We start from the raw sequence: 22,638 nt of genomic DNA, 5'->3' as shown, positions 1-22,638 counted from the left end.
GGCTTTACGATAACGACTCCCCTGCGCGAGGTACAGCATGTCCCTGGACAAGGACGCGCCCTACATGGAAGAGGCCGCGCGCCTGGCGGCGCTGGAATGGCCGATTCTGGAAGCCAGCGATGCGGTGTTTGCGGACCCGGATGCCCTGGTGAATCGTTCCCTGCGCGAACTGGCGCGCTACGCCGAGCGCGATCCCGGCCTGAGCCTGCGCCTGGTGCGCCGGGCCAACGCCTCGCGTCGCGGTCTGCGCCAGGAAGTGCACTCGGTGGGCGACGCGATTTCCATGCTGGGCCTGGAGAACGTGCACCGGGAGGCGGCCGAGGCCCCGCGCGTCGAGGATGTGGTCACGAGACCCCAGGCCTATCGCGAGCTGGCGGCGCAGTCGCGGCTGGCAGCAATGATCGCAGGCGAGATTGCGCACAAGCGCCACGACACCGAGCCAGGCGAGGTGGCCCTGGCGGCCCTGCTGAACCAGCTAGGCCTTCTGGCGTTGCTGTCCGAGGGCGAGCCGCGCCTAGATCGGCTGCTCGAGATGCTGGAGCTCAGTGCCCTGCCGGACGAGGCCAGCTACGCCGCGCTGGGGTATGCGACGGACGACCTGTCGCGCGCCATGGCGGAGCAGATGGCGCTGCCGGAACTGGTTCAGGGCACGCTGCGCGCGGTCAACGCGGCCCATCACCGGGCCTATGAGGTCATGGTCGCGAGTGCCGTGGCCTGGCAGGTCTTCCGCGGCATGGACACCGGACGCGGCGATCGGGACCTTGGGCTGCTGGCCGGTCTGATGGGGCTGACGGACAAGGAGGCCGCGGACCGGGTGGGCGCGATCATCGAGCGTTTTAACGTGGATGTCGCCGTTTATCAGCGGGCGCCGCTGGACCCGCAGATCCCCGGTCGCGTCTGGCTGAGCGAGCGCTATCGCCCGCGCCTGGCCCTGATGCCACGTGCAGACCTGCTGGAGACCGGACTTCGCGCGCTCGAGCAGGAGACGAATCGCGAGGCCCGAATCCGCAGAATGCTGCGGGTGATGCAGTTCGGCGTGGGGTTGAACCGGGTGGTGTTCGCCCGTCTGTCCCGCGATGGGGAGAGTCTACGCGCCGAGCACCTGGTCGGGACCCTGCACGAACCGGAGTTCAGCCACTTTGTGATCAACCGGTCCGCGCTCGGACCGCTGGGTCGGGTCCTGGAGGAGGACGCCGCCCAGTGGTGGGATCGCCAGCGCATCCATGACGAGATGCCCGCTGCCGTCCGCCGCCTGACCGGCGGGGTGGACTGTCTGGTGGCTCGGCTGTGCGACGGCGACCGCGTGCTGGGCATGGTCTATGCCGACCGGCGTGCGCGCGAGCTGGATCTGACCCCGGCCGCCTTCGAGGATTTTCGTCGCGTGCTGGCGGCGGCCGCGCGTCCCGTTGACCCCTGAGGGATCCTTGAGCCGGGCTTTTGGCTCAAGTCCTTCGCGGGGCGGCCGATACTGATAAACAGACGCATATGGGCGATCAAAATCCGCGCCTTTGTGAAGGTTGATCACGGCGTATGGCGGATTTCGCGGGTCTCGCGCCCGCAGCTAAATCTAAAGGACGTGCGACATGCGCAAGAACCTGCCCGTTACCCAGACGGAATACTCGATTGATCAGCACGGCGACCTGATCTCTGCCACCGACGAGAAGGGGCGTATCCGTTTTGCCAATGATGACTTCGTGGATGTCAGTGGCTTCGAGTGGTCGGAGTTGGAGGGCTCAGCTCATAACATCGTCCGCCACCCGGATATGCCCGAGGCTGCCTACGCGAATATGTGGGAGACCCTGAAGGCCGACCGGGCCTGGATGGGCATCGTCAAGAACCGCCGCAAGGACGGCGACCATTACTGGGTGGACGCCTTCGTGACCCCCGCCTACGAGCACGGCCGCAAGAACGGCTACGAGTCGGTGCGCGCGATCCCCGAGCGCGAGCATGTCGCCCGAGCGGAGAAGGTGTATGCCGCGATCCTGCGGGGTCGGAGCTTCGCCCGGCGCTGGTACCACGGCCTTACCTGGCGCCTCGCCGGGACCTGGATTGTCGGCTTCCTGCTGGCGCTTGCGGCGGTGTTTCTGGTGTCCTCGCCACTCGTGCAGGCGGGCCTGCTGGTATTGATTTTTGCCGCGGGCGGCATCGCGTCGCTGGCATTCACTTCCGGAATCCGCCAGGCGGTTAATCGGGCCCGGGAGCAGTTCGACAACCCGGTGATGGAGTCGATCTACACCGGACGCCGCGACGACAGCGCCTCGCTGGAACTGGTGCAGCAGTTCGGCGAGGCGAAGCTGCGCACCGTGTTGGGCCGGGTCGCGGACAAGGCCGACGAGGTGAACGATGATGCCCAATCCATGACCAGCAGCGTGGACCAGACCGCCTCTGGCGTGGAGCGCCAGCAAAACGAGATCGACCAGGTCGCCACCGCGATGAACGAGATGACCTCGACCATCCATGAGATGGCGAGCAACTCCGCCCGCGCCGCCGAGGCTGCCAACAACGCCGAGAAGGAGACCGGCGCCGGGCAGGACGTCGTGAACGATACGGTATCCGTGATCAACCGCATGGCGGCCGAGGTGGAGGCGACAGCCGAGAAGCTGGGCAAGCTGGAGGCCAGCACCGAGGAAATCGACAAGATTCTGAGCGTGATCCGCGAGATCGCCGAGCAGACCAATCTGCTGGCGCTCAACGCCGCGATCGAGGCCGCGCGCGCCGGCGAGCACGGCCGCGGCTTTGCGGTCGTGGCGGACGAGGTGCGTTCGTTGTCGCAGCGCACCGACGAGTCCACTGTGACCATCCGCAAAATGATCGAGACCCTGCAAAGTGGCGCCCGCGAGGCAATGTCCGCGATGCGGGCCAGTCAGGAGCAGGCCGCCGACGGGGTGGAAAAGGCGCAGGCGGCAGGCGAATCGCTGGCGACGATCCGCGAGGTCGTTGCCCAGATCACCGAGATGAATACCCAGATCGCCACGGCCGTCGAGGAACAAAGCGCGGTCTCCGAGGAGATTAACCGCAACGTGACCTCGATCCGCGATGTGGCCAGCGAGACCGGATCGGTTTCGGTACATGCGCGTGACGCCAGTGCCCGCTTGCAGGCCGAGGCCGCCGATCTGAAAGCGCTGATCCAGCGGTTTGAACAAAAGACTGGCTAGTATTTTACTTTTCAGGGTTGCGCCATTGAATATGCGAAGTTACAATTTTGACCATCTTAAGTAGCAGAGGTTTGTCAATGGACTGTTGTCGATGGATGCATGAGCGTAGGGCCGGTGGTCAGTGCGAGCGTGCATATCGTTGCCAGCGGGGTCCCGCCATCCGGTAATTCGGTGGTGTCTCCCCGGTGTCAGCGATATGCGTGATTCCGGGGGGGTGACAAGCCCTTTCCCCTCCCTGTCCGTTACGACGGGCGCCTCCCCAGCCTTAACCCCGTGCTGCGCCAGCCCTTGTGCGCGGCGCGCGGTTTCATGCCGTTCGATAATATTCCGCCTCTGCCCGTATCGGGGAACGCTCTGCGTGTCTCCGATGGAGCGGGGTGCGTATTGCTGTGCGCGTATCCGTTTTCTCTCAACCAGCCAACCAACAGGAGGCTGCCATGCCAGCACCTGAAGACGACGACCCCGGGTCTAGGCCCGAAGTAACACTGCAGGGCAGTGGAAAAAGTAAAAGTGTGTTCGTCTCGCTGATGGGGGTTTTGTAAAAGACCGCCGCCAGCGGTCACGGGATTCTTTGGTCTTTTTGTAATGCCCTGCGTGCTTTGTATGACTTTTACACGTACGAGGAGCATTACTGATGAACGACATCATTCAGAAAATGATTGACGCGGGTGAGCTGGAACGCGCCCGTTCTGAGCTGATCCACCCAGCCCCGGCCATCACGGCCGAACGTCTCGCCGAACTGGAGCCGGCCGCGCGCTGGACCGTGCTGGAAGGCGTGGACCTCAATGAGCGTCGCGCCATCTTCCTGGCCATGGACGACGAAGAGCAGGCCATCCTGCTCGAACAGATGCCGGCCCCCGCAGCGCGTGAACTGGTCCAGCGTCTGCCGGCCTACACCCTGGCGCGTGCCCTGAATCTCGTTGGCAAAGGGCGTTCCGAGGATTTCCTGAACGCCCTCCCGGGCGCCAAGCGTGACAAGGTCCGCACCCTGTGGCGTCAAGACGAGGACACGGTGGCCCGTTTCATGCGCCGCCCGGTGTTCTGGGTGACCCCGGAGGAGACCGTTGGCGAGGTTACCGCACGGCTGCGCGACAACTCGAAGATGCCCGAAGATGTCGGGGCGGCGCTGCTGATCACCGATCGCGACCAGCACTACCGCGGGCTTGTGCGCCTGGGCCGGCTGTTACGTGCCGAGCCGGAACAGCCGGTGGGTGAACTCCTCGAGATGGGGGACTTCTACACTACTCCGACCGGCGACAAGGTGGAGGCCGCACGGCTGCTGCAGCGGACGGACCTGCCCTGGTTGCCCGTGGTTGATGCGGACGGCCTGCTGGTGGGCGTGTTGCGCATCGATGATGCGATGGACGTGCTTGAGGAAGACACCTCGGAAGACTTCTACAAGAAGGCGGGCATTGGGGATCTGCTGCATCACAAGGATGTCGTTCGATCCGAAAAGCTGACCTCCGGTGGGATTGGCTATGCGGTCAAGGTGCGCATGGCCTTCCTGATGGTGACGCTGGCCGGTGGTCTGGCCGTAGGCGGGGTGATCGACTTCTTCGAGGACACCCTGGCGGCGGTGGTTGCGCTGGCCATATTTATCCCGCTGGTGATGGACATGGGCGGAAACGTGGGTACGCAGTCGACCACGATCTTCGCCCGCGGGCTTGCCCTGGGGCATATCAACCTGGGCCGATTTTTCCGTGGCCACATGGTGCGTGAGGCCGGTGTGGGTCTGGCCATGGGGGTCATCATGGCCGTGCTGGCCGGGACGATTGCCTATTTCTGGCAGGGTGCGCCGAATGACATCCCGCAACTGGGCGTCGTGGTCGGTGTTGCGCTGTTCATCTCCGTGTTCACCGCCTCCCTCCTTGGGTTCCTGTTGCCGTGGGTGCTGCTGAAGGTTGGTGTGGACCATGCGCCTGGTGCCGACCCGTTCATCACCACCATAAAGGATTTCACCGGCCTGGCCGTGTACTTCGGGATGGCCGCCTGGCTGCTGAGCGCGCACATGCCGGCCTGAATGACGGGAAAACCGAAGCGTGTTGCCGGAGATAAAATCCGGCAACACGCTTGCAAAATACATTTGATAGAAGAGGAATCGACATGAATCATCACAACTTCCATCGCGGCGTGCTGGGCGCCACCCTAGCCGGAGTCTTCGCCTTCGGCATCTCGGCGGCCCAGGCCGCCGAGGCCGAATTCAATATCGGCGTGTTCACCGACTACATCGACGACGGCGCCTCCAAATCCGATAACGACCCGGTGGTCCAGGGCGGCTTCGAGTTGGGTTTCCCCACCGGCGTGTTCACCGGTGTGCAGGCCTCCAGCCTCGGTAGTGGCCGTGGCACCGAGATCGTACCGTTCGTCGGCTACGGCTTCGACGCTGGCCCGATCGGCATCGAATTCGGCTACGAGTACTCCCACTATTCCAGCCTCGATGACGAAGACGAGGGTGAGCTGTTCCTGGGTGCGGACTGGGGGCCGCTGTTCGCCGAGGTGGCGTATGTCGCGCACGCCGACGATCGCGATGCCGAGGGCAGCCGCGTCTGGTTCGTCGGGGCCGGGCACGAAATGGCCCCGCGCACCGAGCTCTTCGGTGGGCTTGGCTATGACGATCCGGCCGATGACAACGGCGCGAAGTTCTGGGAACTGGGTGCGGCGCGCGCGACCGACTTCGGTACCTTCTCGCTGACCTATGCTTCGCGCGACGAGAGCGGTGCCCAGGACCTCTTCGTGGCCGGTTACACTCTGAGCTTCTGACGCGTCCGCCCAGGACACTAACGAGCGGGCCGTCTTCCGGGACTCCGGGCCGGGAAGTGGCCCGTTTTCTTTTCGAGGATTCGAGTCCGGAAAGGAGCAGTGTGACTGCCAAAGTGGGCTTAGCTGCCGCTCCGGTGGTGCTGCGATTTATGCTGCCCCATTGGCGCGCATATCACCCGCCGCTTGGCAATGGTGAGCGGGCCCGTTTCCCAACCCCGACGCTCCGGGACATGGCGCCCGGAGCCTGCAAGTACCCAAACTGAGCGCGAACCGCTGCACAGGTGCCGCGATGGAAATGATCAATCTCGTAGCAGGCGTCCTGCTGATCCTGTTCGGCCTGCGTTTCCTGCGCAAGGGTTTCGCGCGGGCGATGGGCGGTGATCTGATCGACTGGCTGCAGGGCTTTACCCGCACTCGCCCCCGCGCATGGGTCGGTGGTGTCGCGGGCGGGGTCGTGATGCCCTCGTCGACGGCCGCAGCCCTGCTTTCGGTGCAGATGACCCGCCGCGGGAATGTCGCCTGGGAGAACGTGCTCGCGGTTCTGCTGGGGGCGCAACTGGGCACGACGGCCCTGATCCAGGTGCTGTCCTTCGACCTGCAGGCGTTCGCTGGCCTGTTTGTTGCCTTGGGCGCGGCGTTGTTCCTATACGTCGAGGCCCCACGGCCGCGGGGTATCGGGCAGGCACTGCTGGCGTTCGGATTCATGCTACTGGGGATGGGGCTGCTGGGCGAGGCCGCGCGCGCGCTCGGCAGTGATCCTGCTGTTGTGAATCTGTTTGCCGCGCTAGGGCATCTGCCGCTGCTGTTCCTGATCGGCGCCGCGTTGCTGACACTGATGATGCAGAGTGCCACGGCGTCGATCGCGCTCGCACTTGCCCTGGTCGCCAGCGGCCAGGTGGATCTGACCATGCTGTTGTTGTGGGTCCTGGGCGCGAACATCGGCCTGGTGCTGACGGTACTGGTCGCCGGCTGGAACGATCGTCAGGGACGCAGGCTCGGTCTGGCGGGTTTGCTGGTGAAGGGCCCGCTGGTGGTGGTCCTGACCGCCGTGCTGCTGCATCTGCCACTGACATCGCTGGAAATGCTGCCCGGTACACTGCCGCAGCAGGCGGCCTGGGGGCACACGCTGTTCAACCTGGTCGCCTGCGCGGCGATCCTGTTCGCGGCCGTTCTGGGGCGCTGGGTTCGTATCCTGGTCCCCGAGCCGGCGATGACCGAGCCTTCCGGACCCACAAGCCTCGATCCGCTGCTCCTGCAGAATCCGGTGCTGGCGCTCAACGCCGTGCTGCGGGAGACATTGAAGATGTTTGACCAACTGCACCTGATTCGCGAACGGGCCATGCTCGCCCTTGCCGAGGGGCAGCTCCCTGCCGGGCTGAAGACGGAGATGGATCACCGGCGCTGGCAGATCCTGGAGGTTCGTGACGAACTGGTGGAGTTTCTGGACGGGATTCCGGACGACGCGCTGGACACAAACGATCAGATCCTGAAGGAGACCCTGGACGACTTTATGCGCGAACTGCCGGTCATCGTGCGCACGCTGGGAACGAACCTGCACGAGGACGTCGAGCGACTGTTGCAGGCGCATCCCGATGCGCTGGCGGCCGCACGCCCGGTGTTGTCCGAGGCCGCGACGCGACTCTCGCAGCAGATGAATACAGTCGCCCGGATGCTGATGCGCGAACGCCCCGAGTTGGGGCGCAAGATCCTGGAACGCAAGCAGGAGAACAGTAGCTGGCTGATCCAGGCGAAGCGCACGCAGATCGGTCTGCCGTACCCGGTCTGGGAGATCCTCGACGATTTCCAGCAGCTCAATCGCCGTCTGAGCGGCGTGGCATATGTCTACTGCCGTAACGAACCGGAGGTCGAGGCGCTGGACACGTAAGCATGCTTGTTACCGAGCTGATGCGATTCAGGCACCGAGGCACTGGCCAAACAGAAAGGAGAATCCGGATGACGCCGAACAGATTGCCTCCAATTCGGACCCCTGCGGTGCCCGAGTTTCGCTCTTTTACGGATGCCGACCAGGCGGTCGCCTGTCTCGAAGAGCTCTACACGGACGCAACACAATTTCTTGTCGAAGCATTTCAAGGTGTTTCCAGAGGTGAGCCGCCGGCTGCCCGTTTCAGGGCTTGCTATCCGGAAATCCGTTTTTCCACCGCGCGCTTTGATCCAATCGATGCGCGCCTGAGCTTCGGTCACGTGACGGAACCGGGTACCTACACAACCACGGTGACCCGCCCGGATCTTTTCAGAGATTACCTGTATCAGCAGATCACGTTGCTGATGCAGAACCATGGTGTCCCGGTCAGCGTGGGTCCCTCCACCACGCCGATACCCCTGCAGTTTGCCATGGCCGGCAGGGGTGGGGTGAAGCCGCCGGAGCATGACGGGCAGGAGCGCTCGCTGCGCGACAATTTCGATGTGCCGGATCTGGCCACCATGAATGACGAAGCGGCCAACGGCGATGCCGTGGCGCGCGAGGATGGCTCCCTGCCGCTGGCCCTGTTCAGCGCGCAGCGGGTGGATTACTCGCTGGCGCGGATTGCGCATTACACGGGCACTGCGCCCGAGCATTTCCAGAACCACGTCCTGTTCACCAATTACCAGTTCTACATGGACGAGTTCGAGGCCTTCGCCCGCGCACAGCTGCGCGATCCCGACAGCGGCTACAGTGCGCTGGTGGCGCCGGGGGACGTCGTAATCACCGACCCCGACGCGCCGATCCCCGCTCGGACCCGTTCGCCGCAGATGCCGGCCTTCCATCTGCAGCGACCGGGTTGCGCGGGAGTCACGCTGGTCAATATCGGCGTGGGGCCATCGAATGCGAAGACCGCCACCGACCACATCGCCGTCCTGCGTCCGCGTGCCTGGCTGATGGTCGGCCATTGCGCCGGGCTGCGCAGCTCCCAGGCGCTGGGGGATTTCGTACTCGCCCATGCCTATGTGCGCGAGGACCACGTGCTGGATGCTGATCTGCCCGTATGGGTCCCGATCCCGGCTTTGGCCGAGATTCAGATTGCGCTGCAGGATGCCGTGGCGGAGATCACGCAACTCGAAGGCTATGACCTCAAGCGGATCATGCGCACCGGCACGGTCGCCAGCATCGACAACCGGAACTGGGAGTTGCGGGAGCAGTCCGGCCCGGTGCGGCGACTCAGCCAGTCCCGAGCCATCGCTCTGGATATGGAAAGCGCCACCATCGCGGCCAACGGCTTTAGGTTTCGTGTGCCCTACGGAACGCTGCTGTGCGTCTCCGACAAGCCGCTCCACGGTGAACTGAAACTGCCGGGCATGGCGTCGAGCTTTTACCGAACACAGGTGTCCCGCCACCTGGAGATCGGGATTCGCGCGATGGAGTTGCTGCGCGAGATGCCCATCGAGGAGATCCACAGCCGCAAGCTGCGTTCCTTCAACGAAACGGCTTTTCTGTAGCACCAGGAAGAGGCGTAAAGCCGTCTGGTCGGGCCATCGTTCGGTATAGCCGACGCATGGCTGCCAGGCAAATGTTGGTCCGTGTTTTCCCGTGGCACGCCGGGCATGTGTGGTTTTTCTGAAATTCCGACGCAGGAGGGGTTTCAGGTAAAGGCAGCCGCAGATATAATTTTGCGTGTTCTCGGTTTGCGCCGGGGGCACTTCCGAAGCATCAGAGGCCATTGCATTAATGGAAAGTGACAGTAGTCGATCTAAACACGTGAAGGCCGGTGATGGCCTGAAGCGGTTTTGTCGCCTGTCGCGTCAGGAAGCACCAGGGACTCGGGTCATCTAGCTGCCCGCCCTTCACTGCCTCTTGCGCGCCGCGACATCCCCGATGGCACGCAAGTGGGTACGTACCTTTATCCCCCGCCACCGTTCAACCGTTTCATTCCCGCCACCGTCCTTCACGTTTCTGTTCCGCATGTTGAGTGCGGCCGTGTTGTTGCTGCGCGTCATGTTTGACGCCAGCTCATTGGCGAGGAGAAACGCGATGAACCCGATCTACGCAGAACACCTGAACAACAACCATTTTCCCGGGATGGATGCGGGCGCGGTGGCCCCCATCCTCTGGCGTGATGAGCGTCCGGATGCGGCGCTGGAGCTCGTAAGCCGTGCGCTGCAGGGGGGCGAGCCCGGCACTGCGCGGCTGCGCCTGATGCGGCTCACGGAGGATGCCCAGGCCCATGTGGTGCGGCAGCTGCCGGCAGAGGACGTCGGCCGCCTGGCGCGAGGGTTGAGTAACTACGCGCTGGCGCGGATCTGCGAACGCTTGCCGAATGCTGACGTCCACGGGATTCTCGAGTCGCTGCCCGCGTTCAAGCGCCGGGGTGTGGAAATGATCCTGGTGCATCGACGCAATCGTTGAACGGCGTCTCGGCGGGGTGAAGGGTGCCGAGATCGGCGTCGGCCTCCGGGCGCGGGGTGGTTTTTCAACACGAAGCCCACGAAAACACGAAGAAGGTCAAGGGCGTTTGCACCACAGAGGGCACGGAGAAAACAGAGCAATCTAAAGAAGGTTTCGATGCGGCTGAATGCCGCTGAGCAGAGAGCAACGCTTTACCCCCATCGACCTGTCTCCGTGTTCTCTGTGTCCTCTGTGGTGCAAACGCCTTTGTTCGTGCCATCGTGGGCTTCGTGGTGAGTGTGAGTTTTTCTAGCCGTAGCGGCGTTCGATGTAGGCCTCGACGCGGGCCTGGAATTCCTCGGCGATGTGTTCGCCCTTGAGCGTCACGGTCTTCTCGCCGTCTTCGTAGACCGGGGCCACCGGCTGCTCGCCGGTGCCGGGGAGGGAGATGCCGATGTTGGCGTGCTTGCTTTCGCCGGGGCCGTTGACCACGCAGCCCATCACCGCAACGGTCATCTCCTCCACCCCCGGATACTGCTGCTTCCAGCTCGGCATCTGATGACGGATGTAGGTCTGGATGTCCTGCGCCAGGTGCTGGAAGTACTCGCTGGAGGTGCGCCCGCAGCCGGGGCAGGCCACGACTGAGGGTAGAAAGCTGCGCAGCCCCATGCTCTGAAGGATCTCCTGGGCGACTAGCACCTCCTTGGTGCGGTCGCCGCCGGGCTCCGGGGTCAGCGAGATGCGGATGGTGTCGCCGATGCCCTGCTGCAGCAGCACGGCCAGCGCGGCGGTGGAGGCGACGATGCCCTTCGCACCCATGCCGGCCTCGGTCAGACCGAGGTGCAGCGGGTAGTCACAGCGCGAGGCCAAATCCTGGTAGACGCTAATCAGTGGCTGCACGCCACTGACTTTGGCGGACAGAATGATGCGGTCGTGGGGCAGGCCGATGCGTTCGGCCTCGGCGGCGCTCTCAAGCGCCGAGGTGATCAGCGCCTCCTGCATGATTACTTCCGGCTCCAACGGCTCGGCGCGCTGGCTGTTCTCGTCCATCATGCGCGCGAGCAGGGCCTGGTCCAGGCTGCCCCAGTTCACGCCGATACGCACCGGCTTGTCGAAGCGGCAGGCGGTCTCGATCATCGCCGCGTACTGGCTATCGCGCTTCGAGCCACGCCCGACGTTGCCCGGATTAATGCGCAGCTTGGCCAGCGCTTCGGCGCATTCGGGATGCTTCGTCAGCAGCTTGTGGCCGTTGAAGTGGAAGTCGCCCACCAGAGGTACCACGAGGCCCATGGCTTCCAGGCGCTCGCGGATCTCCGGCACCGCCTTGGCGGCATCTTCGGAGTTGACGGTAATGCGCACGACCTCGGAGCCGGCGCGGGCCAGCTCCGCGACCTGCACCGCGGTACGCAGGGCGTCGGCGGTGTCGGTATTGGTCATCGATTGCACCACGACCGGATGGTCGCCGCCGACGGTGACGTGGCCGACGCGGACGGGGACGGTCTTGTGGCGAATGGGGGTTGTCTTCATGGCGGTTCGGGGCGCGCGTCAAATCGGTGGCCGGAGTGTAACGCAGCCCCCGCTCGCTGCCGAGACGCCGCAGGCGAACCGGGGTTGGGGCTCATGGTTCCAGTTCCATTTGCCAGGGCTGGAAGGTGTTGCGGATGGACTCGCGGCTGGCAGTGTGGCGTGCCTCCACGCGGTCTTCAATGGCTTGCTGCCAGGACTGTCGGGTCTCGGCGTGCAGGGCGTCCAATGCCTCGTGCAAGGCGGTCTCCAGGTCGTCGCGGTGACGGCTCTCGTCCAGCCGCAGCAAGGCCCAGTCGGCGGCGACGATGGTGACCCCCGCGGCGGCGATGCCACAGCCCAGGGAGAACGGCCCGCTCCAGGCGCAGATCCCGAAGCCGGCCGCCCCGGCGCGGCCGGCCCGCCCGAGGCTGCGCGCAAGCCCTGCCTGTGTGGCCCGGGTGGCCAGCCGCGCTTGTACCGCCCGTGCGATCAGCGGGGTGGCCAGGCCCGTGCCGGCCGCGGCGGTTGCGGCCAGCCCGGTGCGGCGGTCGAAGCGTTCCAGATCGATATCCAGTGCGGCATGCAGGCTGTGACCGCGTTCGATCTCGTCCGTGACGGGTTGTCCGGCTCGTGGGGGAGGATCGGGGATGCGGGCATCCGCGAGGCGGTCGGTCAGTTCCAGGCGCCAGGCATCGCGGATCTGGCGCTGCTGCTCGTCCAGGCCCCATTCGATCGCGCTGGCCAGCTCCTGCAACGGCTGGTCCCACAGGCTTGCGGGCAGGAGTTGCTCCCGCAACACCCGGGCCGGTGCCTCCGGGTCCGTCTGACCCAGCCACTGGGTCCCGCGCAGCCACAGGCGGTGGTACTCGGCCTCCAGCGAGAAGTAATAATCGGCGACCTCGGGGATGCGCGCGCGCAGTTCTTCGAACAGACCGTCCAGTTCATGGTCCACACGCGCCTGCCAGTGGTCCCGAGCTTCGGCATCACCGGCCTCCAGCCATTCCAGGGAGAAGCGTTCCAGTCGGGTCAGCCGCTCGCGGTCGAGCTGGTAGCGCTGCTCGCCCAATTGCAGGGTCAGCGATTCGGCAGGCGCCCAGCTTCGGGGCTCGTATTCGGTAACGAGCCACAGCAGCAGCACGCTCGCGAGCAGGGTGAGGATCAGCCACCCCCAGCGCGCATAGGCGCCTGCGCGTCGCTGGGGCGCGGTAGTGGGGGCGGAGGTGTTGGGCTGGACCATCGCGCGGCCGGCGGCGCTACTCGATCACCGGGGCGTTACGTGAATCGCCCAGGGTATCGTCCACACGGCGCAGGGGCAGGAGCCCGTTGGTGAGCAGCAGGAAGCCGATGGCCAGGAAGGCCTGCTCCGCGAGCACCAGCAGCCAGCCGAGCAGGGCGGGCAGGGACTCGACCCCCTGGGGGAACCATTGCTGGCCCAGCCATAGGCGCAGGGCGTCCTGGGCTGCCGCCAGTTGCAGGCCGGCCTCCAGCAGGTGACTCCGCGCGGCCTCGTGCTGGACCAGGAACCACACCGCCTGTTCCAGCGTAGCCCCGGTCAGGTCGGGGTAGCGCGCCTGCAGGGCCAGGACCAGCAGGGCGATGACCAGCAGCATGGCGGCCACCAGCAGGCCGCCGCGGCGGGCCAGCTCCGGGGCGAACTGTGGGTGGGCATGGCCACGCAGACTGCGGGTGAACAGCGCCTCAACGGTCACCAGTACAAAGCCGCCGAGGAGCAATGCGGCCCAGGCCTCCTGGACCGGAATGCGGGCCAGGGCGATCAACAGCAGTCCGCCCAGAATGGCGCCGGTGATCAGGTGGCGCAGGGCCATCAGAGGGCCGCCGCGCAGGCGACGGGGCCAGTTACTGGTGGGCTCCAGGTAGCCGCGCAGGAAGGCCGCACGGCGAATCCGGTGACGGCGAAAGCCACCGAGCGCGATCAGCAGGGTCGCACCGATCCACAGCAGGACGATGACGGCTTCGGGCAGGACCCGCAGGTACATATGCAGCAGCCAGAGCCCGATCACCAGCACGGTGACGGTGAAGGCGTGACGCAACGCGACATGGGTGGTTGGGGCGGGATTGGACGAATCGGCGGACGGTTGGCGGGACACGGCAGCTCCACGCGGATGAGAATGACCCGATGGTAGCAGGCGCAGAGAAAAGCGCCTGTCACGGGCGTTTGGGTTTCGTTCAGCCGAACCCGGTATAAACAACCCATGGCTTGTTTATCGCATTCACCGGCTTCAGTGGTCGCCGCGACTCTTCGGCGGATCGGGTTCGTCGGAGTCCTCGTTTTCTGGCTGCCGCTCGGTGCTGCTGCGGACGAACTCCGGTTACATGCGGTGTTCGGGGATCGCGCCGTGGTATCGGTCGGCGACGAGCGGGCCGTCGTGTCCGCTGGAGAGACGGGGCCCGGTGGCTTGCGAATTCTGCGCACAAGCCCCGGGGCGGCGCTGGTGGAGTATCGCGGCAAGCGACAGGAGCTGCGGGTCGAACGGTCGGGTTCTATGCGGTCGGTGGATCCGGCACAGGGCGGTGCCGAGGTTCGGGTGCACCGGGATTCCCGGGGCGATCACGCGCTGACGGCGGGTATCAACGGCACCGCCATTACGCTCGTTGTGGATCCCGAGGCGGATTCGGTCCTGCTGCGTGCCTCGGATGCCGAGCGTGCAGGTCTGGACGGCACCGATGGACGCTCGGTGCGGATTCAGCGAGCGCAGGGGATGGTGCATGGGCAGCGGGTCGGGATTGAGTCCCTGCAAGTGGGCGTCCTGCGGCGCTCAGGGGTCAGCGCGATCATCCTTCCGGATGCGGAATTGCCCCGGTCGCGTCTGGGCCAGAGTTTCCTCGAGCATTTCGCGGTTGTGGCGGACGGTGAGGCGCTGGTGATCCGCGAACGCTGAGGTGCGTTAGCATGGCGGCCGATATGCCTATCGGGAACCCTGTATGCCGCTAATTCGGCGCTACCCCGAGACCGCGCCGGCCCCAAAGCGCGAGATCTTCGGGTGGGCGATGTTCGACTTCGCCAACCAGGCCTATACGTTGCTGATCATCACGGTGATCTTCGGCGACCTGTTTACCCGGGTGATCGTCGGGGATGCCCCGGACTATCGCCTGGGCAACCTGCTGTGGAGCCTGGCGCTGGCGATCAGCTACGCCATGGTGGTGATCGCGGCCCCGTTCGCCGGGGCGGTGATGGATGCAACGGCCTCGCGCAAGCGCTTCCTGATGGCCTCGTGGATCCTGACGGTGGTGACGACGGGGCTTTTGTATTTCGTCGAGCCGGGGCTGGTGCTGTTCGGCATGGCGCTGATCATTGCGTCCAACTTCGGCTACGCGATCGGCGAATCCTTCATCGCCAGCTTCCTGCCCAGCCTCGGGCCGCCGGAGAAGCTCGGCTGGATCTCGGGGCTGGGCTGGGGCATGGGCTATATCGGCGGGCTGATCGCCACCGCCTTTGCCCTGGGCCTGCTGGGCGAGGTCAGTGCCGAGAACTTCGAGCGTATTCGCTGGGTGGGGCCGTTTGCCGCGGTGTTCTTCCTGATCTCGGCGATCCCGACCTTCCTGTTCCTGAAGGAGCGCGGCACGCGTCGGCACATGCGTCGGCGGCTGCAGCTGGGGCTGGGCTGGCGGCGGGTGCGCGAGGCGCTGGTCACGCTGGGGCAGCGCCGCGAGCTGCGCGCGTTGTATGTGTCCATCTTCTTCATGATGGCCGGGATCTACATCATCATCTCCTTCACCTTCATCTACGGCTCGCAGGTGATCCAGTGGGACGAGCCGGTGCGCATTGCGATGTTCGTGATCACCCAGGTTACCGCGATTATCGGGGCCATCGGTTTCGGCTTTCTGCAGGACCGTGCCGGGCCGGTGCGGATCTATCGGCTGACCCTGGCGCTGTGGGCGCTGGCGGTCGTGGCGATCTTCGGCACCACGACCATCGCGCAGTGGCTGAGCGCACTGCTGGGCCGGCCGGTGGAGGCGCAGATGGTGTTCCTCGGCGTGGGGATTGTCGCCGGGCTGTGCCTGGGTTCGGCACAGTCGGCTGGCCGCGCGCTGGTCGGGATGATGGTGCCGGTGCGCGAGGCCGGGCGCTGGTTCGGTTTCTGGGCCCTGTCGGCGCGCGCGGCCGCGATCTTCGGGCTGGCCGGGATAGGGCTGCTGCAGGTCTGGCTCGGGCTGGCCAATGCCATCCTGTTCTGCCTGTTCCTGTTCCTCGCCGCGCTACTCGCCTCCATCCCCGTCCACCTCGTCGATCGCCGCCGCGCCAAGCCCGCTTGATTCACCACGAAGCACACGAAGGCACGAAGAAGGGCCAGGTTAAGGGCCGTCACAGGAAGGCTGGAAGACCGGAAGGATGATTGGAATGTGAGCCTTGGGTGGCGACTCGAGCCCCCGGTGCCTGCCATACCCTCAACGCTTTAACCCAGTCCCTCTTCCATTCTTCGCGTCTTCCTGTCGAGCGCTCTTGACCTTCTTCGTGCCTTCGTGTGCTTCGTGGTGAAAATAATGGGCCGGAGCCGGCTATTCGGTGACGTGGTGGGTGGTGGTAGCGCCGCGGTCGAACAGGCCCTCGTAGAGGCGTAGCAGGGCCGGGATCACAAACAGGACGAGGACGGTGGCGATGGCCAGGCCGAAGACGATGGAGATGGCCATCGGGATCAGGAACTGGGCCTGGACCGAGCGCTCGAACAGCAGCGGCGTCAAACCCGCAATGGTCGTTACCGATGTCAGGATCACCGCGCGCAGGCGCTGACAGGCGGCCTCGACGATCGCCTCCTGCAGCGCCAAACCGGCCGCGCGCAGGCCCTGGTAGAAGCTGACCAGGATGATGGAGTTGTTGACCACGATTCCGGTCAGGCCGAACAGGCCGAACAGCGACAGGATCGTCAGTTCTACGCCCATGATCCAGTGTCCGAGCAGGGCCCCGAGGATGCCGAAGGGGATGATCGCCATCACGATCAGCGGCCAGCCCCAGGAGGCGAACACCCAGGCGAGGGTGATGTACATCAGCCCCAGTGCCAGGATCAGGCCCGTGCGCATGTCGGCGAAGGTCTCGGCCTGGTCCGCCGCGCGACCCTCGAAGGAATATTCGATACCGTAACGTGCCGCCAGGTCATCCAGCGGACCGTCTTCGAGCGCCGCGCGGATGCGCGCGGCGTTGTTCACGCTACGGTCGACCTCGGTGGACACCTGGATCGCCAGGCGGGTGTCCGCATGGCGCAGGGTCTCGAAGCCCTGGCGCGAACGCAGGTCGACCACGCTGCCCAGTGGGGCGAATTCGCCACTGGGCAGGCGAAGGCTCAGGCGTTCCAGGCTCTCGCTGGAGTGCCGTTCGTGATCCGGTAGGCGAACGCGTACCTCCACCTCTTCCAGGCCGTCCTGGTAGAGCTGAGCCAGATGGCCGTCGTAAGCGTCGCGCAACTGGGCCCCGACCGACTCGGTGGTCAGTCCCAGGGCGCGGCCCTCCGCGTTGACCTGAAACACCAGCTGCTCGCGCCCGAACGGCGTGTCGTCGTTGGTGGCGTAGGTCCCGGCGAAATCGTCGAAAATCTCTGCCAGTTCCAGTGCCGCGTTCTTCAAGATGTGCGGGTCGTCACCGGTCAGGCGGACTTCCAGGTCGCGTCCGGGGGGTCCGGTTTGGCGCTCGTCGATACTGAAATTCTCGATCCCCGGCGCCTGGCGCACGCGGTCCTCCCAGGCCTGGATGAACTCGCGGTTGCGGACCTCACGCTGCTCCGGCGACACCAGTTCCACCTGGATGTTGCCAAACTGGTCGCCGCGTGGAGCGTTGCCGTCTCCAGGGTCGATGCCACGCCCAAGGCGGGTCACCGAGGCGCGCACCAGATTGCCTCCAAACGCCTCTTCGGTCTCGGCCAGCGCTTCTTCCGCGTGGATCAGAAAGGCCTCGACCCGTTCCGGTGGGGTGCCGGCGACAAAGTTGACGCCGGCATTCACGATGGTGCCCTCGGGGGAGGGGAAGAAGGTGAAGCCGATGCGCCCGCTGGCGGCCAGCCCAATCGCCAGGATCAGCGCCCCCACCGCCAGTGCAAGGGTGGCGCCGGAATGATTGACCGAAGTCGTGACCGCGCGGCGGAAGGGCCCGTTGCGGAAGTTTTCGAAGCCACTGTCGAAGCGCTCGCGCAGGCTGCCCGGGCGCGGCGGCTTGAGCCGGTGCATCACGCCCTTGAGGTGGGCGGGCAGGATCAGGAAGGCGATCAGCAAGGTGGCCACGATTACGCAGATCACCACCAGCGGAATATCGAACAGGATGTTTCCAATAACGCCCCCGATCAGCATCAGGGGCAGGAAGGCGGCCACCGTGGTCAGCGAGGCGGCGATTACCGGCCCGACCATACGCCGCGCCCCGTCGCGTGCCGCGCGGCTGGCCGAGAGTCCGCGCTGGTGCAGGCTGTAGGCGTGCTCGGAAACCACAATGGCGTTGTCGACGATGATCCCCAACGACATGATGAAGCCGAACAGCGAGATCATGTTGATCGAGCCGCCGACCACCCACAGCACCACGAAGGCGGCGGTAAAGGCGATCGGGATGCCCAGCGCAACGCGCAGGGCGATATGACGATTGAGGAACAGGAACAGGATGCCGAGCACCAGGAGCAATCCGCCCAGGCCGTTCTTCAGCAGCAGGGTGATGCGCTCGGACAACAGTTCCCAGAAGGCGTCGGTGACCTGCAGATCGACACCCGGCGGCAGGGTCGACCGGGTTTCTTCCAGCCACTCCTCCAGCACCTGTGCGGCTTCCAGCGAATCGCCGGTCTCCGAGCGCAGCAAACTCATCTCGATGGCGCGTTGACCGTTCGCACGGGCCCGCACCTGGCCGTCGCGATGGCGTAGGTCGATATCCGCGATATCGCCCAGGGTGAGTCGGCCTAGCTCGGCGTCGCCGCGCAAGATCAGGCGTTCGAAGGCGACGATGTCGCGGGCTTGTTCCAGGCTGCGGATCTGGCGTGCGGTGTCGTCGCGCCCCACCGAGCCGGCCGGCAGGTCCTGTGCCATCGCACGGATCTCTTCGCCGATGTCGGCCAGTGTCATGTCCAGGCGGTAGAGCGCGGAACTGGGCACCTGGATGGCCATTTCGTCTTCGGTCAGGCCGGTAAACTCGATGCGCGCGATGCCGGCATCCAGCAGTTCGCGTTCAAATTGCCGCGCAAGGATGCGCAGTTGCTGCGGGTCATCGGGGCCCGTCAGCAACATGCGGGCCACCGGTTCGTAGCGGATGATCCGGGTCACCACCGGGGTCTCGGCGGCTTCCGGCAGGTTGCGCTGCTGGTTGACGCGGTCGTTGACCTGTTCAAGGGCCAGGGTCATGTCGGTCCCGGCCTCGAACTCCATGGTCACGACGCCAATGCCCAGCGCCGACGTGGAGGTCATGTTGCGCAGGCCATCCACCGTGCGCAGGTCCTGTTCCAGCGGATCCACGATCGCGCGTTCGACATCCTCCGCACTGGCGCCCGTCCAGGGCACCTCGACGGTCACGAAGTCGAGCTCGAAATTAGGGAAGAACTGGGTGTTCAGCTTGGTCAGGGCAAAGGCCCCGGCCAGCAACATCAGCGCGATCAGCAGGTTGGCCGCGAGGCGATGATCCAGGAATAGCTGGATCGGGCCCCGCGGCGGGCGATCGTTGTCCTGCGCACCGCCACCGGGCATGGGCCGCCCGCTGTCGGGGGCGGCACCGGAAGGCTCGGACTCGCTCATCGCTCGGAATCCGGTTCTTCGACCTCGACGCGCAGGCCGTCGACCGCGTTGGGCAGGCGGGTGGCGATCAGGGTGTCACCGGCTTCGATCTCGGGGCTTCGGATCAGGGCCAGGGTGTTACCGTCGTCATCAATAAAGTCACCCAGGCGCTCCACTTGCAGCGATTCCAGACGCCCGTCGACTACGCGGAATACGCGGTCGCGGCCAAACAGTGATTCGAACGGGACCGCAAGGCTGTCGGGTTCCTCGGGCAGCAGCAGCCGCAGTTCGACGAAACGGTTCAGGGTCAGTCCGCGCCCACCGCTTCGAACCGTAAAGACCCCGCGCATTCCGGACTCGCCGGTGCGCGTTTCGCCCTCCAGACGTTCGAGCTCGGCCTCGACCGGGTGCCCGCCGCGCTCGGCTTTCGCTGGCAAGGCAGCGTCATTCTGTAACAGTTCTTCGATACGACCGATCAGGTGTTCGGGCAGGCTGGCACGGATCTCCAGGTCGTCGACCGCGAACAGTCGAAGCAGGGCGTCGCCGGGGCGAGCCCGTTCACCGGTCGCCACCTCGACCTCGACAATGCGGGCGTCGAAGGGGGCGCGGATCGTGGTGCGTTCCAGGTCGATGCGCGCCTGTTCCTCCGCAGCCCGGGCTCGGGTCAGGCGCGCCTCGGCCTCGGCCTGCCGCATGGGGGCATCGGCCACGGCCTGTTCCCGGCTGTCGACTGTGAGGCTGGCCTGCTGCAGGCGTTCGCGGGCGGCGTCGACATCCGATTCCGAACCGAGGTTGCGTTCACGCAAATCGCGCGCCCGCTCCAGGCCGCGTTCGGCGATCGCCATCAGATCGCGTTCGCGTTGCAGTGCCTCGCGGTCGAAGCGCGCGCGCAGGGTCTCCCGCTCGACGGCGCCCTCCATTTCGCGCCGTTCTGCTTCGCGCTGATCCAGCAGCAGCTGGGCCTCCCGCGGATCGATACGGATGAGTGCGTCGCCCTTGGCCACGCGCTGCCCGGCGCGTGCGGGAACCGCCTCGATCTCGCCTTCGACTGCTGCCCGCAGCAGAGCGTCCTGGGCGGATCGGACGCGTCCATTGAGGATGACCCCCGGGCGGTGGGTGCCGGGCTCGGCGGTCAGGCCCTGCACCGGCCAGGTGCGTTCACTGGCCTCCGGCGGTGGGGCCTCCGGGCCGGTGGCGCGCAAGATCATGAATCCCACTACCGCGATGGCGAGGATCAGGATGGGGATAATGGCTCGGCGTGGGGCGCTCGGCATGGAGGTCTCAATGTTGGCTAGTGCGGGCCTGCGAGAGCCCTCGACCCGTGGCTTGGAGCAGGGCCGGAGATAGAGGTTCCCCATTCCGGGTGGCTTATCCTACCACTGCATTTTTAGGGGAACCCACTGTGCCCTCGGGTGTCCCTCGTTGTGCCAATATTACAGTTTGCTTAACTGAGGATGAAGGCCATGAAGGGATCCCGAATGATGTTGCACGGGCTGGTGGCGGTAACCGTGCTGGCGGGCGGCTCCATGAGCCCGGTCGCGGCCGGGGAGCCGGAGCTGTGCGAATGCCGGGACGGACTCGAGATGGCCTCTGCGCCCTGGATTCGTCTGATGCCGGGTGATAGCACGGGCGGCTACTTCGAGCTGCGTAATACAGGCGATCGCGATTACCGCATCGTGGCGGCCGAGAGCCCGATCTCGGAGGTGGTGGAACTGCATGAACATGCGCATGTCGACGGCGTGATGCGAATGCGTCAGGTGGAGGGGCTGGATGTCCCGGCAGGCGCGACGCTGGTGCTGGAGCCTGGGGGGCTGCACCTGATGTTGATCGGCTTGCATGAGCCGTTGACGGCCGGCGACTGGATTCCCGTGGTGCTGGAGTTCGTGGATGGCGAGACCATGACCATCCATGCCCGCGTGCAGCGGGGCGAGGACGCCAGGGAGGGCACCCCGGAGTCCGGGCACGGGGGTATGCATCACGGGCACTGAGGCTGAGGACAGCCCGTGCTCCTTTAGTGAGCCGGGCCTAGTTCGCTGGGCCTAGTTCGCTGGGCGATTCGGGATCTCGATCTCGGCGTCGGCCCGCAGGCCTTCGAGGTACTCCTGGATAGCGCGGCTTTCCAGGATCTCGATCAGTTCGGCGCGGACATCTTCCAGTTCCGGGACCTGCGTGTCCCGTGTCTCTTCGAGCCGGATGATGTGCCAGCCGAAACGGCTCTCGACGGGTTCGGCGGTGGTTTCACCCGGTTCCAGGGCTACGGTGGCATCGCTGAATGCGGGGACCATCTGCTCGGGGCTGAACCAGCCCAGTTCGCCGCCGCGGGATCCCGAACCCGGATCGATGGAATGCGCCTCGGCGAGGGCCGCGAAGTCCGCGCCGTCGCCCAGTTCCACAAGCAGTTCGCGGGCGTGTTCCTCGTCCTCCAGCAGGATGTGCCGGGCGCGGTATTCGGTGCCGCGCATCATCTCCATTTGGCGCTCGTACTCCGCCTCCAGGTCGTCCTGGGTGATTTCCATCTCGGCGGTGATGCGCTCCATCAACTGCGAAGCCAGCAGGTTGGTTTCCACCATACGCAGGATGCGGCGCGTCTCGGCTTCGGTATCCAGCCCGCGTGCGACGGCTTCCTGGCGCAGTAGTTCGAGGCTGATCAGTTCTTCCAGGGTGCCCTCGCCTTCCGCCAGACCGGGGTCATCGTCCATGCCCGAGTAGGTGAACAGGTCGGCTCGGGTGATGGGCTCGCCGTTTACGGTGGCGACGGTGTCCGCATCCTGGGTGTCGGTCGCGATCCCGGCGGTGTCATCATCTGTGGAGGACGTGTCATTGTCCGTGCCGCAAGCGGCCAGGAGGCCGACAGCCGCCAGGGTTACGAGTATCGTGGACCAAGTACGGGGCCGCATCAGAAGACCTGCTTGAATGGGCGCACGTCGACGGCGGTGTAGACACCGGCGGCCACATAGGGGTCGGCATCGGCCCATTCCCGCGCGGCCTCCAGCGAAGGGAACTCCGCAACTATCAGGCTGCCGGTGAAGCCGGCCGGGCCGGGGTCATTGCTGTCAATGGCGGGGAAAGGGCCCGCAAGGATCAGCCGCCCGTCGTCACGCAGGGTTTGCAGCCGGGCCACGTGTTCGGGCCGCGCAGCCAGGCGCGCGTCCAGCGAGTCGGGGGCATCCTGGCCCTGAATCATGTAGAGCATGGGCGATCTCCTCG

At 65.5% G+C, this 22,638-nt stretch carries 17 protein-coding genes; 10 read left to right on the top strand and 7 right to left on the bottom strand.

Annotation, left to right across the window (positions count from 1 at the left end; genetic code table 11):
• The first annotated feature begins 37 nt into the window (after nt 1-37).
• From F462_RS10345 to F462_RS10315, 7 genes are all read left to right on the top strand, one after another.
• Complete coding sequence (locus tag F462_RS10345; RefSeq protein WP_018141670.1) at nt 38-1,417, top strand: HDOD domain-containing protein; 1,380 nt, start codon at nt 38-40, stop codon at nt 1,415-1,417.
• A gap of 166 nt (nt 1,418-1,583) precedes the next feature.
• Entirely contained in the window at nt 1,584-3,155 is a 1,572-nt protein-coding gene (locus F462_RS10340) for a methyl-accepting chemotaxis protein (RefSeq protein ID WP_038053915.1), read from the top strand.
• A 634-nt stretch (nt 3,156-3,789) separates the two neighbouring features.
• Nucleotides 3,790-5,175: a magnesium transporter gene (gene mgtE / locus F462_RS10335; protein WP_038053912.1), complete on the top strand. Its 1,386-nt coding sequence runs from the start codon at nt 3,790-3,792 to the stop codon at nt 5,173-5,175.
• Between the two features lie 83 nt (nt 5,176-5,258).
• Entirely contained in the window at nt 5,259-5,915 is a 657-nt protein-coding gene (locus tag F462_RS10330; protein ID WP_038053910.1) for a TorF family putative porin, read from the top strand.
• A 289-nt stretch (nt 5,916-6,204) separates the two neighbouring features.
• A complete protein-coding gene (locus tag F462_RS10325) occupies nt 6,205-7,800 on the top strand; it encodes a Na/Pi cotransporter family protein (RefSeq protein ID WP_038053907.1) in 1,596 nt (531 codons plus the stop codon).
• A 68-nt stretch (nt 7,801-7,868) separates the two neighbouring features.
• Nucleotides 7,869-9,350, top strand: coding sequence for an AMP nucleosidase (locus F462_RS10320; RefSeq protein ID WP_038053904.1), 1,482 nt, complete (start codon nt 7,869-7,871; stop codon nt 9,348-9,350).
• Nucleotides 9,351-9,882: 532 nt separating this feature from the next.
• Nucleotides 9,883-10,257: a hypothetical protein gene (locus tag F462_RS10315; RefSeq protein ID WP_038053901.1), complete on the top strand. Its 375-nt coding sequence runs from the start codon at nt 9,883-9,885 to the stop codon at nt 10,255-10,257.
• Nucleotides 10,258-10,545: 288 nt separating this feature from the next.
• On the opposite strand, the gene ispG is transcribed toward F462_RS10315, so the two are convergent.
• The 3 genes from ispG to F462_RS10300 all read right to left on the bottom strand — a co-directional run bounded on the left by ispG (nt 10,546) and on the right by F462_RS10300 (nt 13,850).
• Nucleotides 10,546-11,763 (bottom strand): flavodoxin-dependent (E)-4-hydroxy-3-methylbut-2-enyl-diphosphate synthase, encoded by a 1,218-nt coding sequence (gene ispG / locus F462_RS10310; RefSeq protein WP_038053899.1) that lies wholly within the window; start codon nt 11,761-11,763, stop codon nt 10,546-10,548.
• Nucleotides 11,764-11,854: 91 nt separating this feature from the next.
• The gene (locus tag F462_RS10305; RefSeq protein WP_038053896.1) at nt 11,855-12,979 is read right to left on the bottom strand and encodes a hypothetical protein; all 1,125 of its coding nucleotides are present in this window, start codon (nt 12,977-12,979) and stop codon (nt 11,855-11,857) included.
• A gap of 16 nt (nt 12,980-12,995) precedes the next feature.
• Nucleotides 12,996-13,850 carry a hypothetical protein gene (locus F462_RS10300; RefSeq protein ID WP_038053895.1) on the bottom strand — a complete coding sequence of 285 codons (855 nt, stop codon included), beginning with the start codon at nt 13,848-13,850 and terminating at the stop codon, nt 12,996-12,998.
• A 105-nt stretch (nt 13,851-13,955) separates the two neighbouring features.
• Between F462_RS10300 and F462_RS10295 the strand changes: the two genes are divergently transcribed.
• On the top strand, nt 13,956-14,642 hold the full coding sequence (locus F462_RS10295; RefSeq protein WP_081610848.1) for a retropepsin-like aspartic protease family protein: 687 nt from the start codon (nt 13,956-13,958) through the stop codon (nt 14,640-14,642).
• A 43-nt stretch (nt 14,643-14,685) separates the two neighbouring features.
• Nucleotides 14,686-16,017 (top strand): MFS transporter, encoded by a 1,332-nt coding sequence (locus F462_RS10290; RefSeq protein ID WP_018141659.1) that lies wholly within the window; start codon nt 14,686-14,688, stop codon nt 16,015-16,017.
• A gap of 243 nt (nt 16,018-16,260) precedes the next feature.
• Here the strand turns inward: F462_RS10290 and F462_RS10285 are convergent, their stop codons facing one another.
• Nucleotides 16,261-19,452, bottom strand: coding sequence for an efflux RND transporter permease subunit (locus F462_RS10285; protein WP_038053893.1), 3,192 nt, complete (start codon nt 19,450-19,452; stop codon nt 16,261-16,263).
• Nucleotides 19,449-20,705 carry an efflux RND transporter periplasmic adaptor subunit gene (locus F462_RS10280; protein WP_038053891.1) on the bottom strand — a complete coding sequence of 419 codons (1,257 nt, stop codon included), beginning with the start codon at nt 20,703-20,705 and terminating at the stop codon, nt 19,449-19,451. The genes F462_RS10285 and F462_RS10280 overlap by 4 nt, the downstream gene beginning before the upstream one ends.
• Before the next feature lie 189 nt (nt 20,706-20,894).
• Between F462_RS10280 and F462_RS10275 the strand changes: the two genes are divergently transcribed.
• Nucleotides 20,895-21,419, top strand: a complete 525-nt coding sequence (locus F462_RS10275) for a copper chaperone PCu(A)C (RefSeq protein WP_208854137.1) — start codon at nt 20,895-20,897, stop codon at nt 21,417-21,419.
• A 51-nt stretch (nt 21,420-21,470) separates the two neighbouring features.
• On the opposite strand, the gene F462_RS10270 is transcribed toward F462_RS10275, so the two are convergent.
• Nucleotides 21,471-22,328 (bottom strand): peptidylprolyl isomerase, encoded by an 858-nt coding sequence (locus F462_RS10270; protein WP_038053886.1) that lies wholly within the window; start codon nt 22,326-22,328, stop codon nt 21,471-21,473.
• Nucleotides 22,328-22,624 (bottom strand): YciI family protein, encoded by a 297-nt coding sequence (locus F462_RS10265; RefSeq protein ID WP_018141654.1) that lies wholly within the window; start codon nt 22,622-22,624, stop codon nt 22,328-22,330. Before F462_RS10265 ends, F462_RS10270 begins: the two co-directional genes overlap by 1 nt.
• Between the last annotated feature and the right edge of the window lie 14 nt (nt 22,625-22,638).

The organism is Thioalkalivibrio sp. ALJ1 (genome assembly GCF_000745395.1).
Taxonomy (GTDB): Bacteria; Pseudomonadota; Gammaproteobacteria; order Ectothiorhodospirales; family Ectothiorhodospiraceae; genus Thioalkalivibrio.
The sequence above is the reverse complement of the archived record's forward strand: the minus strand, read 5'-3'. Positions and strand labels throughout refer to the sequence as shown.